The organism is Latilactobacillus sakei subsp. sakei DSM 20017 = JCM 1157, assembly GCF_002370355.1.
In the GTDB taxonomy this organism is placed as follows: Bacteria; Bacillota; Bacilli; order Lactobacillales; family Lactobacillaceae; genus Latilactobacillus; species Latilactobacillus sakei.
This window is the reverse complement of the sequence record NZ_AP017929.1, coordinates 1,119,881-1,133,482: the sequence shown is the minus strand read 5'-3', so window position 1 is coordinate 1,133,482 and position 13,602 is coordinate 1,119,881. Positions and strand designations below refer to the sequence as shown.

12 protein-coding genes are annotated in these 13,602 nt (G+C 41.3%); 3 read left to right on the top strand and 9 right to left on the bottom strand.

The window, feature by feature from the left end; translation table 11 throughout:
- Position 1 precedes the first annotated feature (1 nt).
- From LEUCM_RS05645 to LEUCM_RS05630, 4 genes are all read right to left on the bottom strand, one after another.
- Positions 2 to 667 carry a rhomboid family intramembrane serine protease gene (locus LEUCM_RS05645; RefSeq protein WP_016265396.1) on the bottom strand — a complete coding sequence of 222 codons (666 nt, stop codon included), beginning with the start codon at positions 665 to 667 and terminating at the stop codon, positions 2 to 4.
- A gap of 12 nt (positions 668 to 679) precedes the next feature.
- Complete coding sequence (locus LEUCM_RS05640; protein WP_025016005.1) at positions 680 to 1,222, bottom strand: 5-formyltetrahydrofolate cyclo-ligase; 543 nt, start codon at positions 1,220 to 1,222, stop codon at positions 680 to 682.
- 58 nt (positions 1,223 to 1,280) lie between these two features.
- Positions 1,281 to 1,430, bottom strand: coding sequence for a 50S ribosomal protein L33 (rpmG, locus tag LEUCM_RS05635; RefSeq protein ID WP_011375028.1), 150 nt, complete (start codon positions 1,428 to 1,430; stop codon positions 1,281 to 1,283).
- A gap of 108 nt (positions 1,431 to 1,538) precedes the next feature.
- Positions 1,539 to 3,638 (bottom strand): peptidoglycan D,D-transpeptidase FtsI family protein, encoded by a 2,100-nt coding sequence (locus tag LEUCM_RS05630; RefSeq protein ID WP_025016006.1) that lies wholly within the window; start codon positions 3,636 to 3,638, stop codon positions 1,539 to 1,541.
- Between the two features lie 284 nt (positions 3,639 to 3,922).
- Here LEUCM_RS05630 and LEUCM_RS05625 point away from each other — a divergent pair, with 284 nt between their 5' ends.
- Positions 3,923 to 6,538 (top strand): YfhO family protein, encoded by a 2,616-nt coding sequence (locus LEUCM_RS05625; RefSeq protein ID WP_056936425.1) that lies wholly within the window; start codon positions 3,923 to 3,925, stop codon positions 6,536 to 6,538.
- Between the two features lie 189 nt (positions 6,539 to 6,727).
- Here LEUCM_RS05625 and LEUCM_RS05620 read toward each other — a convergent pair whose 3' ends face one another.
- Both LEUCM_RS05620 and murB read right to left on the bottom strand, forming a co-directional pair.
- Positions 6,728 to 8,842 (bottom strand): cation:proton antiporter, encoded by a 2,115-nt coding sequence (locus LEUCM_RS05620; protein WP_025016007.1) that lies wholly within the window; start codon positions 8,840 to 8,842, stop codon positions 6,728 to 6,730.
- A 59-nt stretch (positions 8,843 to 8,901) separates the two neighbouring features.
- Positions 8,902 to 9,813 (bottom strand): UDP-N-acetylmuramate dehydrogenase, encoded by a 912-nt coding sequence (gene murB / locus LEUCM_RS05615; protein WP_025016008.1) that lies wholly within the window; start codon positions 9,811 to 9,813, stop codon positions 8,902 to 8,904.
- 128 nt (positions 9,814 to 9,941) lie between these two features.
- Here murB and LEUCM_RS05610 point away from each other — a divergent pair, with 128 nt between their 5' ends.
- Positions 9,942 to 10,706, top strand: coding sequence for an exodeoxyribonuclease III (locus LEUCM_RS05610; protein ID WP_025016009.1), 765 nt, complete (start codon positions 9,942 to 9,944; stop codon positions 10,704 to 10,706).
- 35 nt (positions 10,707 to 10,741) lie between these two features.
- A complete protein-coding gene (locus LEUCM_RS05605) occupies positions 10,742 to 11,278 on the top strand; it encodes a 3'-5' exonuclease (protein ID WP_016265403.1) in 537 nt (178 codons plus the stop codon).
- Positions 11,279 to 11,612: 334 nt separating this feature from the next.
- Here LEUCM_RS05605 and LEUCM_RS05600 read toward each other — a convergent pair whose 3' ends face one another.
- The 3 genes from LEUCM_RS05600 to tsaE are packed head-to-tail and all read right to left on the bottom strand — an operon-like array spanning position 11,613 to position 13,514.
- The gene (locus tag LEUCM_RS05600) at positions 11,613 to 12,521 is read right to left on the bottom strand and encodes a DMT family transporter (protein ID WP_011375035.1); all 909 of its coding nucleotides are present in this window, start codon (positions 12,519 to 12,521) and stop codon (positions 11,613 to 11,615) included.
- Between the two features lie 11 nt (positions 12,522 to 12,532).
- The gene (locus LEUCM_RS05595; protein ID WP_025016010.1) at positions 12,533 to 13,060 is read right to left on the bottom strand and encodes a GNAT family N-acetyltransferase; all 528 of its coding nucleotides are present in this window, start codon (positions 13,058 to 13,060) and stop codon (positions 12,533 to 12,535) included.
- Positions 13,050 to 13,514, bottom strand: a complete 465-nt coding sequence (gene tsaE / locus LEUCM_RS05590) for a tRNA (adenosine(37)-N6)-threonylcarbamoyltransferase complex ATPase subunit type 1 TsaE (protein ID WP_011375037.1) — start codon at positions 13,512 to 13,514, stop codon at positions 13,050 to 13,052. The genes LEUCM_RS05595 and tsaE overlap by 11 nt, the downstream gene beginning before the upstream one ends.
- Between the last annotated feature and the right edge of the window lie 88 nt (positions 13,515 to 13,602).

Sequence of the window (13,602 nt, the reverse complement as noted above, 5' to 3'; positions counted from 1 at the left end):
ATTAACGATTCATACCCAAGTAGACAAATAAAATGAGGGTAATGACGTAAATTAACCCACTAACCACACGGTTTAGCGGGTTAATTTTCCCGATACGTGGTGCGCCAAGTGCCATACTACTTAAAAAGCCACCTAAAATACCGCCAACCATCCCGTACATCGCATTGCGATTAACGACAAATTGTAATCCGGCTGTTAAAAATAGGAATAACCAATACTGGCGCGCAATCTGACCAAAAACTGGATTATCTTTGAACGCATCACCAAGCATTAAAAAACCACCAAAAATCCCAAGAACGGCTAAGCCCGCTGTAATCGTTTGCGAACCTGTTCCTAAGAAAAGGCCTTGTGTGATTAAACTTGCTAAACTACTGAGTATATAGATTGCTAATAAGCGCCAATGACCAATTAATGATTCTAATTGGCTCCCGACAAAATATAAAATAACACAATCCATTAAGAGACTTAAAAAACTAATATGGTTAATTGAAGCCATTAAAAATGGGACAACCCCACCTGCCAGCAAGCCTTGCACCGACGTAATTCCCTGCGCCCAAATCATTGGTGCAACAAACATTAACCCAAAATAAAGGACGTTCATGATAATCAAAGCATAAGCGACAAATGGTATTTCTCGCCAATCTTTGGTAGTATGATTTACTTTCATCTCTTCTCCTTCTTAAGCCGTAATAATGTGCTTTAGTTTAACATCAAATTGATCAACTGACCAATCAGGCACCTTCACTTGTTGTGGCTTTAAAGCGAGTGCAACATTGTTCATCTGATGCGCTGCCAGATAGCGATCATAATACCCACCACCAAAACCAACACGCCAACCGTCTAGACTAAAGACAACCCCTGGCACAATCATTAAGTCCGGCACAATTGGCTCACCAGTTATCTGCGGCTCTAAGACGTCAAAATGACTTCTCTCAAGGACCGTTGTTGGTGTCAACTCATAAAAGGCCATCTGACGCTTAGGCAAGGTTCTGGGCACTACAATCCGTTTACCAGCCGCTTGTGCAGCCTCAATAATCGGTTGCGTTGCGACTTCAATCGGTTGATTAAGCGTCATTCCAATCACGGTTGCGGATTGAAAAGCCGCACTGTCAATTAATTTTTGTAACAAGATTGCTTCTTGTTGTTGCTTGTTAGCGGGTTGTTGGGCTAAACGCTGTAACGCTGCCAAACCCTGTTGTCGGACTTGTTGCTTAGTTTGCACGAAGACCCCTCCTAACAAAAAAAGCCCGGGCAAGCGCCCCGGCTTTTTTTATGCGTCACTATTTAGTTTCACGGTGTAAAGTTACTTTGCGTTCGCGTGGGCAATATTTCTTTAATTCCAAGCGATCTGGATTGTTACGTTTATTTTTGTTTGATAAGTAACTACGTTCGTGACATTCTGTACATTCCATTGTAATGTGAACACGCATTGATATAGCCTCCAAGCTGTAAGTAAATTTCTAAAAAACTGTTTAATTCTTAGACTCTTAGTATCATACCATTTTTTCTAGTATCTGAAAAGGTTAATTCGCAATATTTCATTTTGAAATATTATTTAATTTGTAGTAATCGGTAATCATTTCACGCGCCAACAAGGTATTGTAGTGCCCTTCATCGGATGTCAAGTTAGGGAAAACAATCGCGATGGCGACTTGTGGATCATTATATGGGGCGAACCCAACAAGACTTGATGTGACGGTTTCCACTTGCTTGCTGTTTGAATCATTAGGATCTTCACGTGCAAATGATTGCGCCGTCCCTGTTTTAGCGCCAAAGGTTGGTTTGATATCTTTCAAGGTGTGCGCTGTCCCCCAAGCATTAGTCCCGTTGACAACGTTGTACATCCCTTCTTTAACAACATTAAAGTACGATTTTGGTGCGTTAATCGTGTTCAAGACCGTTGGACTAGTCTTAGATTCGAGTTTACCTAGATTTCCATCCGTCCCTGTTTGTTGAATGGAATCCACCAAATAAGGTTTCATCCGGTTACCACCGTTGGCAATTGCTGAAATATATTGTGCCAATTGAATCAAGGTATAGGCATCGTAGTTCCCGTAGGATAAATCCAGTGCGGAACCCACGGCTGTACTCCCATCATCCGTTAAAGTTGGTCCTTCAATCCCTTTTGCTTCACCTGGTAAATCGATACCTGTTTTTTGACCTAAACCAAATTGATTGAAGTAACCCCGCATTTTTGTAAAGATATCCGGTGAAATCTTGATGCTCTTATTGGGAATGTACTCAGCTTTCCCTTCGCGCAATGCTAATTGCATCATGTAAATATTGGAAGAAACTTCCAAAGCCGATTGTGCTGATAATGACCCGAAAGTCCCCACTGGGTAAACAGATTTCTTAACTGGGGTACTTGGTAAATAAATTGGCGTATCCGGCAAGGTATTATTACTTGGTGAAATAACACCGTCCATCATCCCACCCATCACTGTGGCCCCTTTGACAGCAGAACCCATGACGAAGGTGCGATTGATAACCCCTAGCGCGTCATCGCTGGCTTGCTTAGTAGTACGGTCGTTTTGTTCACCAGCCATCGCTAAAATCGCACCGGTTTTTGGATTCATCGCAACCGCGTAAGCACCGTCAGAGTAAGTCGTTGCGCCAGCAGCGACTGCTTTGGCATAGATTTTCTTCAAGGCTGCTTCCACTTTTGTTTGGTAGGCTTGATCGATGGTTAAGTTTAAATTACTTCCTTTTTGGCCCTTGAAGAGCACTTTGCTTGAGAGAATTTGGTTGTTATTACCAACTTCCACTTGGGTTTGTGATTTAGAGCCATGCAAAATACTTTCGTATTGCTTTTCTAAATAACTGGTCCCAACCCGGTCGTTTCGTGAATAGCCTTGGGCTAATAACGAATTGATACCGTCTTCTGGTAATCCTTGTTCTTCTGTTGAAACATGCCCGATAATACTGCGCATTGAATCACCGTTAGGATATGAGCGTTCCCAATCGGTCCCGACATTGATCCCAGGTAAACTGGTTAAATGTTCACTAATTTCAGCAATTTCTTTATCCGTTACATTGTCATTCTTGATGTAAACTGTTGAGAGTTGATAAGCACCACTCATGATTTTAAAAATCGCTGCGGCTTGTTTTTGTTTATCTGATAAGCCAGTAAATGACTTTTCAACAAGATCAATTGTTGATTGATAAACCGTCTTATCCGGAATTTTAGAACCATCAGCCGCTACTTTTTTAGATTTTGGTAGGCGAGCATTCCATTTTTTAAGATTCTTCGGATTGCTGAGGTAATAATCAATCTGATCACGTTCCGTCAACGTATCCAACTTATCGATGGTTAGATATTTCGTTAACTGATTAGCCTCCGCATACATTTTATCCGCCAAGACGTTCATATTCTTCGTATACGTAATTGCTGATTTAGCACTATTGCCGACCAACACACGCCCCTTGGCATCTAAAACCATCCCCCGAGGGACATTGCCTGTCACGATTTTTTTATCGGTACTATTGACCATCGCCTGATAACTCGCACCATTTAAAACTTGCAAGCGCCCCAATTGAATAATCAAGGCTGCAAATAATGCAAAAACGATAAAAAATAGGAAGTTAAGTCTGAATGGAATATGGGATCTCTCCCGGTTTCTCTTGGTTTTTTTCTTCATAATTTTCACGGACAATCAGTTACTCCTTATTATTAGGCTTTTTGAAAAAGCCTTGCGATTCTTTATTTAAATCTTAATAAAATAAGATTGTTGTACATAGCATATGCTTCATTGGTTAAGTTTAGCAAAATTATCCATAACAAGCTATGCCCAATCTCTAAATTCAAGTGAGATTATGGTATCCTAAAGAGGATTAACATTACTGTTATATTTTACAGCTTTTCATCATTAAAAGCTGTTCATCAAACTAATTTTTAGATTTTTTTATTAATTGGAGGTTTCTCGTGACTCGATTATACACTTTTTTACGACGCCACTACGCATTAGGCCTTAGCTTCTTACTTCCTTTTGCCATTATTTTTATTTATGGCTTAAGTCGCCACGTCTTTCCGTTTGGCGGACAAACAATTATGACGGTTGATTTAGGGCAACAATACATCGATTTTTTTGCCTATTTTAGAACGACCTTACTTCAGCATCCCGATACCTTCTTTTATTCATTTGCCAAGGGACTTGGCGGTGATATGCTCGGCGTTTGGGCCTACTATTTAATGAGCCCGTTTAACCTACTCGTCTTATTGACGCCCGGTAAATGGTTGAGCTTTGGCGTTTGGCTCATGGTATTGCTCAAATACGGTTTTAGTGGGCTGAGTTTTGCCTATTATCTCAAGAAAAGTCGTCTACTAAGTGGTTGGTGGCTGCCAACACTCAGTCTAGCCTATGCATTATCTGGCTTTGCAATTGCCAACCAATTTAACGTGATGTGGTTAGACGCCATGATTTGGTTGCCACTAGTCGTTTTAGGCATCGAACAACTCTTTGAGCGCCATCGTTTTTGGTTATACCCACTTAGCTTAGCGGCCTTATTGATTATTAACTATTATATGGGCTACATGGTTTGTTTATTTGTGATTGCTTATTTTTTCTGGGCAAGTGTCCATCATTTTAAAACTTGGCGCCAAACTTGCCTCGCCTATCTCAAATTTGCCGGTGGTTCAATCCTAGCTGGCTTGTTAGCGGCTTGGCTGTTATTACCGACTTTCTTCCAATTAACACAAAGTAAGGGCCAATATACGATTCAAAAGATTCATTGGAAAATTGAATATAATCCCCTCAAAATCCTCTCTAAATTAGTGGTTGGGAATTTCAATTTCGATCAGATGCCAAAAGGCGAACCCAACATTTTCGTTGGCAGTCTCGTTTTAATTGGTTTTATCGCCTATTTCCTAACCCGTAGCATTCCGATTAAAGAACGACTGGCCGCATTACTAGTGACTGCTTTTCTCGGCTTATCACTGTGCTTTGAACCACTCGATTTACTCTGGCACGGCATGCAATTCCCAGTTTGGTACCCTTATCGCTTCTCTTATGTGATTAGTTTCTGGCTAATTGTCTTAGCTGTTCAGCGATTGCATTATCAGCCACAGTTTAAGTGGTACAGTTTGCTAGCACCACTTTTACTACTAGCGGCATCACTTGCTTATACTTTCAAACACGTCAAAACATTTTCGGCGTTATCTGAACGACAAGTACTCCTTAGCGTTGGTTTTTTAATCGCGGTCAGCTTAATTTTAATGTTGCCAGCACGCTTCAAACGCTATACTACCGTCTTTTTATTACTGGTTACCGGCGGCGAAATGACCGCCAATGCAGTTCTCAGCTTAAATCAAATTAGCTACGTTTCACAAAAGGATTACGCTGATTATACTGAACAACTCCAATCAGCTATCGCCGCCGTCCCTAACAAGGTCCCATTCCAACGGATTGGTAAAACGTTCATGCGGACTAAAAATGATCCGATGCAAGCCAATTATTTCGGCGGTTCTCACTTTAATTCGATGTTGGAACCGAGCTATCCTAAATTCATGGGTAGTATCGGTGAACCTGCTGGTGATGGTTCCGTTGCCGATACCAACCAAACGATGTTCACTGATGCATTATTAAGTTATCGGTATTATTTAAACAGCACCAGCGTCCAAGCAACCGTGCCGCGCAGTACCAACAAACCCGATTTAAGTGACTATCGCCAAATCAAGCAAAACGGTCAGATTGCTATTTATCAAAATGATAATGCGTTACCACTCGGTTTTGCGGCTTCTGATAAAGTGCTTAAGCATAAAGTCACGGCGGACTATCCGATTCTTGAACAGGGGAACATTGCAACCAAGCTAACGGATAATCCAACACTTGGCAATCAATTATTTACCCTTCAATATTTCAACACCGTTTCTTATCAAAATACTAAACAAAAACCGAAGTTAAACGAAACCTTCCTCCGCATTAATTCTAAAAAAGATGCGCACGTGACCTACACCTTCACGCCGACGACGAATGACCCTTACTATTTAACACTGGGCTCAAGTCTCGAGAAGAATGCTGTGCGCTTGACGTTAAACGGTCAACCGATTACGCAATACGATACCTTTAGAGATACGGTTGCACTTAACTTGACTAACAAGGCACTCGGGAAACCACAGACGTTAGACATCGCCTTTTCAAAGGATGAAATTTGGCTTCAAAACATCAATCTCTACAGTCTTAACTTGGAAACATTAAGCAAGATTACAACGCAATTAAAACAATCACCGTTACACATCAAACACTTTTCAAATACCCATATCAGCGGTGATATCACGATCAAGCACAAGGATCAGGTCTTAATGACGACGATTCCTTATGCCCCTGGCTGGCAAGTAACGGTCGATAACCACCCCGTAAAAGCAGTCAAAGGGCTCAAGAACTTCATCGCAGTTCCATTAAAAGCGGGTCATCACCAAATTGAACTGACTTACCGGCCACCTTATTTCAAACTAGGGCTTCTAATCTCAGTGGTATCAGGACTAATGGCAATCTTAATTGCGATTATAACGCGCTATTTTAGAAGAAGACGATTATTTTAAAAAAGAAGAGTGTGGTATAAGTCGGGTATATTCTGAGGATTAACAGAGAGCGGCGGATAATTGCGTTAGCAATTATTCGTCGTTCGGCGTTAACCACAGGAATATGACTTATAGAACACGTTTAGACAAATCATATTTAAACAGAATAAAAAGACGTTCGGGCAAAATTAATTTTGCCTGAACGTCTTTTTATTCCGTATCCGTGTCCGCCAAGATCAACGCGTTTTCAGCGTAGTTAATATCTTTGCGTAACTCATCCGCCAATCCCCATGAAATCTTATGCTGTTCCAATAATTCTTGAATCGCAAGTCGTTCACTCGTTAGCGCCTTGATTCGTAATTTTTGTAGTTGTTGTTCGTAAATATCCGTCTTCGTATGGCCGATATTTTTCATATTTTCAATTTGATTCCGGTAACGAATAATAATTTGATAAATAACTTGCCGGTTATAATGATGCTGCCGGTTCTCAGGTTGTTTCAAGAAATACGACAGTTGTTTGATGCCCGCTTTAGCCATTTCCTTTTCGGTCGTTCGCCATTCAGTGAGCGCCGCTGTCGATTTCTGCGATGTCTTTAATCTCGCTATCAATCGCTTCAACATCGTCAAACCTCTATAAAACATCAATTGGACATGACGCCAACTGAAATTACTGCCAATCACCGACAAAGCAATTTGTTTTTGCCGTAATTTCCGTTTACCACGACGGTAAGTTTTGGCCGTAATTTCACCATCAGACCGCAATGTTTCTAATTTTTGCCGTTCCCCTTCAAAGGCAACCTGCCGCAAAATTAATTCTTCTGCAATCAACGGTGGTAATTCATCGCCTTCTGTCTGCTCATTTTGTTGATTTTCAAAACGGCGCATCATCAGTTGATATTCAGCAATTAAATCTAGTGCCGCCCGATTATTTTCAATATGACGCAGCGATTCAACCGTCCCAACTGCCACACGATACATATAGATTTTGGCATCAAATTCACTCAGCAGTTGATCATCAACTGGTACGAGTCCTGTCTCATCATTTGTATCTTCGTGGGCAGTCCCCCGTAATTCAATCGGCGTTCTCACCTTAGTTAATATTGGGATAAAGATAATCGCCATCACCAAGCTAACGATAATAACGCCGGCTGCAATAAATAGCATTAAACCGCGTTCTGGAAATGGTGACCCATCAGCAAGCACAGTCGGTACAGAAAGCACCCCGGCCATCGTAATGGCTCCTCGCACACCTGAAAGCCCTGAAAGGACTGAAATTTTAAGGTTATCTTTTAATTGCTTCGGATTCGATTTGTTGGTGTACAACAAGTAACTTAATGTCCAACAGGTTCGAATTAAAATTAGAATTCCCCAAACCGCTAATACCAGGAGAATTTCTTCTCCCGTATTAATCAGTGGACTATGCACCGTCCCCCTCATCGCAACTGGTAATTCAATCCCTAAGATTAAAAAGACAAGGCCATTCAATAAATAAACACCAATCGACCAAGTTTGTTCCGTCACTAATTTTAATTCTGGTAAATAATCCAAGTAAATATTGCGACTTGCGTGACTAATAATCCCAGCCACAACCACGGCAATCACACCTGAGGCATGGAGTAAATCTTCAACCACTAGATAAATCACAAAGGGGGTAATCAACTGCAAGACGGTGTGGAAAACAACATCTTCAATCCCTTGTTGCAACATAAACAGTCGAATAAAATGAATTGCATACATCAACAACATCCCAGCAATTGCGCCAACGATACTGATGTATAAGAAATCACCGGCAGCTTGTTGAATCGAGAAGTAGCCAGTTACCGCAGCGGCAATCCCGTATTTAAAACTAATCAAGCCACTGGCATCGTTAATTAAACTTTCGCCACTAACCAAATGTAAAACACGTGGCGGCAAGTCAGCTTGTTCTGAAATCGACTGGACCGCCATCGGATCCGTTGGTGATAAAATAGCGGCTAACGCAAAACTCGCCGCCAATGGCAACTTAGGCACTAGCAAATGAATCGCTAAGCCCCCAATCAATGTAGTGACAAATACTAAGAAAATCGCGTTTCCAATAATCGGTCCTCGCAGCGCCCATAATTCCCTTTTAGGAAACCGGCGGCCGTCGTTAAACAACAACGGCGCGACAAACACTAACATAAACCAATCTGTTTTTAATGGAATCTCAACTGAAAAAAGTAGTGCCACCAGCAAGCCCAACCCAATTTCAATCAGGCTGACCGGTAGTCGTGGTACATAGTGACCGATGATATTAGCGACAATCAACAGCATCACTAACAAAATAACAGCTTCAATGATAGCCATCTAAATCCCTCACTTTCATGCAAAAATAGGGGTCGTACAATGACTGGCCCCCATTTTCACTATTCTGATTTTTTACCGATAATTCGCACTTCTGGTTCAAGGCGAACTTCGAATTTGTGCCAAATTGTTTCTTGAATATACGCAATTAACGTTAAATAATCAGTGGCAGTTGCGCCGCCACGATTAACAATAAAACCAGCGTGTTTTTCTGAAACTTGTGCGCCGCCAATTTGATGTCCTTGAAGGCCTGCTTTTTGAATTAAAGGCCCCACAAAATGGCCCACTGGTCGTTTAAAGACACTCCCACATGAAGGATATTCCAACGGTTGTTTAGCAGCGCGTAATGCGTTTAACTCATCCATTTTCTCGCGGATGGTTGGTGCAACACCTTTAGCCATTTCAAAACGGGCTGACAATACAATACTCCCATTTTCTTGGATTAAACTATGCCGGTAGCTGAAATTTAATTCGACGTTCGTTAACGTTTCAATTTCATTATCCTGCGTTAAAATTTCGGCAGATGTTAAGACATCACTAATCTCACCACCGTATGCCCCAGCATTCATGAATACCGCGCCCCCAACGCTTCCAGGAATCCCAGCCGCAAATTCTAACCCCGTCAAACTACCACTATAGGCAGCCTCAGAGGTTTGGATAATCCCAGCTCCGGCTTGTGCAACCACAGTTGTGCCCTGCACATCGATTTGATCCATGGCGGTCAAGATAATCACTAAGCCACTAATCCCGTCATCACGGACGATTAAATTACTAGCATTCCCGATCACAGTAATTGGTAATTGATTCTGCTTAGCGGCTACTAATAGTTGGCGCACTTCAGGAACTGACGTTGGTAAGGCTAATAAATCAGCCGGACCACCGGTTTTGGTGAAGGTATATTTACTTAAAGGTTCATTGGTTTTAACATTAATTGTTTGATTTGCTTCTAAAAATGCGTTGATTTGACTTAACACGGCTGTCGTTCCTCTCAAATAATCTTATTCTAGTTTAACAAAGTAGACCGTAATTGAACAGTCAACACTTCTTTTGCGTAATTACTCATAGACCGTTAAAATATAGGATAGAAACGAGGCGAAGCGCTATGAAATTTATCTCTTGGAATGTTAATGGCTTACGAGCCGTTTTAAAAAAGGATTTTATGACTACCTTTGAACAATTAGATGCCGATTTTTTCTGTCTACAAGAAACAAAAATGCAAGCTGGTCAAGTTGAACTTGATTTACCTGGCTACCATCAATACTTTAATTATGCCGAGAAAAAAGGTTATTCTGGTACGGCTATTTTCACGAAACATGAACCACTCAATGTCACTTACGGTATTCAACAACCTGAACATGACCATGAGGGCCGTGTAATTACATTAGAATACCCTCAATTTTTCTTGATCACTTGCTACACCCCTAATTCGCAAAATCAATTAAAACGGTTAGATTACCGCATGACTTGGGAAAACGCGTTTAGAACTTACGTGCAACAACTAGGCACGCAAAAACCGGTTATTTTCTGCGGCGATTTAAACGTGGCGCATGAAGCAATTGATTTGAAAAACGATCGAACCAACCACAAGAGTGCTGGCTTTTCTGATGAAGAGCGGGCCCAAATGACGACACTTCTTCAATCTGGATTCACAGACACCTTCCGTTATTTTTATCCTGAACAAGCCGATATTTATTCTTGGTGGAGCTATCGATTCCATGCACGCGATAACAATGCCGGTTGGCGGATTGACTATTTCATCACTTCTGACGAGCTCCAACCAAAATTAATGGATGCCAAAATCCATACGGAAATCTATGGTTCAGATCATTGTCCCGTAGAACTTGACACACAAGATTTATTCGCTTAGAATAAGCAAACTTCAAATAAAGCGAGGTAGAAACAGTGAATTTCGTTGCAATGGATTTTGAAACCGCCAATGGTCAACGCGACAGTGCTTGTTCAATTGCACTAGTCGTTGTTCGTAACGACCAAATTGTCGATCAATTTTACACCCTTATTAAACCCGAAACTTATTTTAGTAGCCGTAATAGCCAGATTCACGGTATTTATGAAGATGATGTGGCCCAAGCCCCTAAGTTTGATCAAGTTTGGCCACACATCGCACCTTTTTTCACACCGCAAAAATTAGTTGTGGCGCACAATGCGACCTTTGATATCGGTGTCCTTCGTAGCACACTCCAACACTACGACATCCCAGAACCTCACTATTTAGCCCTCGACACTTTAACAACTGGTCGTCGGCTTTATCCCCAATTTAAAAATCATAAGTTAAATACATTATGTACCAACTTAGAAATTCCACTCGAAAATCACCACAATGCACTAGCTGACAGTATCGCATGCGCCAAAATTCTGATTAAAGAAGCACAAGAGTTTGGCACAGACCCACTAAAACAGGTCACGAAAATAATCGGCTAGAGTGCCCTTCAAAGTGGTTTAACTTCGAGTACTTGCATAGTGTTGTGAGTAAGCGACTTTAGTCGATTATTTGCAATACGTAGCAAGATGGAGAAGTTAGCTTTGAACGCACGTTTTAAATAGCATGCCCTTCAAAGCGATTTAATCCTACCAACAAAAGAGGCTATCAGTAACTGAAATGGTTACTGATAGCCTCTTTATTAGCAATGGTGGATTAAAGCTAAATCAACATTAAGGTGTGTCATTAATACATTTAACCATTAGCAATCGCACTAATGATTAAATAGCTTTTTATCCACTAATAATTGTACCACATTTACTTTATTACGTTAACTTATTTTTTGCTGATTCCCCGGCGATTTCCAAAACTAAGAATGAAAACTGTACTGATAACCAACAAGCCCCCGATGACTTCCCAATGATTGAAACTCGTTTTTAAAAATAACACTGTCCCAATTGTCGCAGCTAACGGTTCAAAAGTATTCAATAAACCGGCTGTTGTGGGGGTAATGTAATTCAAGCTCCCTAAAAAGCAAAGGTTAGCCAAAGCTGTCCCAAAAATGGCAATGAATAACACACTGATGATTGTGGGCATGTTCATTGGTGGTGCATCCACCCAAAATGGATGAATCACATTAAATAACACGCCTCCAATTAGCATTGCCCAGGCCACAATCACCAACGTATCATACTTCTGAAATAATTTACCTGGGATTAACGTATTTAATGCACCTGAGAAACCAAGACACAAGCCCAAGCCTAATGCTGCGCCTGAAATCGATAACTGAGTGAGTTGCCCCTTAGTGACCAATAACCAAGTCCCCAATAAAGCGACAATAACAGCGATTAATTCGGTTCGGCTAGGTGTCTTATGATAGATCACAAGACTGATAATGATAATCATGACGGTCCCTAATTGTTGCAAAATCGTCGTAGTCGGTGCGTTGCTAGCTTGAATTGTTAAAAAATAAGCGTACTGGACAGCCGATAATCCTAAAATAGCAAAAGCCAATAGTCGCCCAGCATCTCGCGGTTGCCGCCAAACTGCTGTGACAGTTTTCGGTTGCTTACTGAATGCATAACCTAATAAGAAGAGCCCTGATAACCCCATTTTGACGCCCATCAACCACTCTGGTGCAATTGGTGTATCTGTAAATAGCCATTGTGATACTGGCCCCTGAATACCCCAAAAAATTGAGCCTAAAATTGCTAAATAAATCCCTTTTCTCCGTTGTTGTATCACGTTTAAATCTCCTACTCTATATTAATCAAGCGCACCATTTGCAATACTGGCAGCATGCCAACTGCCGGATCATAATAGCCCGCTTCTAGTTTGGCCTCAATTTGAAAACCAAATTGCTGATAAAGCTGAATCGCACCTTGGTTACGTGCTTGAACTGTTAATACGATTCGGCGCGGTTGTCCACTAGCGCTGATTGCTTGTAATAGTGCGTCTAACAATTGTGTGCCAATTTTTTGTCGCCAGTATACTTTTAAAACGGCAACACTTATTTCGCCAATGTGTTGCAAGCCTGGTTCGGGTTCACTCACAAGCCGAGCAGCCCCGACAATCTTAGCCCCATCAACTGCCACCCATAAAGCATCAGTTGAACTATCAAGCACGGCTCGTAACGTCAGTTCGCAAAACGCCTCAGACATCGCCAAGTTTTCCGCTGCGATTGGTAAAAATGGCGTTTCCTGTACCACTTGGTTTAAAAAACATAAATAAGCCCGTGCATCCGTTACCTGCACAGGCCGAATTACTAAAGATTTAGTTGTCAAAACTAGCCTCAACCAAGGCCGTGTAACGCGCACCGTGCGGTTCAAAAACAAGTGTCCGCATTTGATCGTCGTCATCATTTTTATTGAAATGAATCGTCAAGTAGTCACTTGGTAATTCATCAGCAATAAATTGACTCCATTCAATGACTGAAACGCCATCCCCATCAAAATATTCCTCTAAACCAAGATCACTGGCGCCGGTTTCTTCTAACCGATAAACATCCATATGATAAAGTGGAATCCGGCCATCTGGGTATTCTCGAATCAAAGTAAACGTGGGACTTTTGATATACCGTTTAATATCCAAACCTTCCGCTAATCCCTTAGTGAAAGTTGTTTTACCGGCACCCAAATCACCATCGAGTAGTAAAACATCGCCTGCTTGCAATTGGCGGCCTAATTTTTTAGCAATCGTAATCGTTTCTTCTGGTTGCGTTGTTTGAAATTCTAACATAATTCGCCTCATTCTATTGACTCTTTGTCTGCATTATACCGAAAAATAACAAGTGAGGAAAGCATTGCTATCCGAAGATTCTCAAAAG

Bases quoted from the DNA above. Each gene is read 5' to 3' on its own strand.
- tsaE (WP_011375037.1), bottom strand. From the start codon at position 13,514: ATGTTAGAATTTCAAACAACGCAACCAGAAGAAACGATTACGATTGCT.
- LEUCM_RS05630 (WP_025016006.1), bottom strand. From the start codon at position 3,638: ATGAAGAAAAAAACCAAGAGAAACCGGGAGAGATCCCATATTCCATTC.
- LEUCM_RS05620 (WP_025016007.1), bottom strand. From the start codon at position 8,842: ATGGCTATCATTGAAGCTGTTATTTTGTTAGTGATGCTGTTGATTGTC.
- LEUCM_RS05645 (WP_016265396.1), bottom strand. From the start codon at position 667: ATGAAAGTAAATCATACTACCAAAGATTGGCGAGAAATACCATTTGTC.
- rpmG (WP_011375028.1), bottom strand. From the start codon at position 1,430: ATGCGTGTTCACATTACAATGGAATGTACAGAATGTCACGAACGTAGT.
- LEUCM_RS05610 (WP_025016009.1), top strand. From the start codon at position 9,942: ATGAAATTTATCTCTTGGAATGTTAATGGCTTACGAGCCGTTTTAAAA.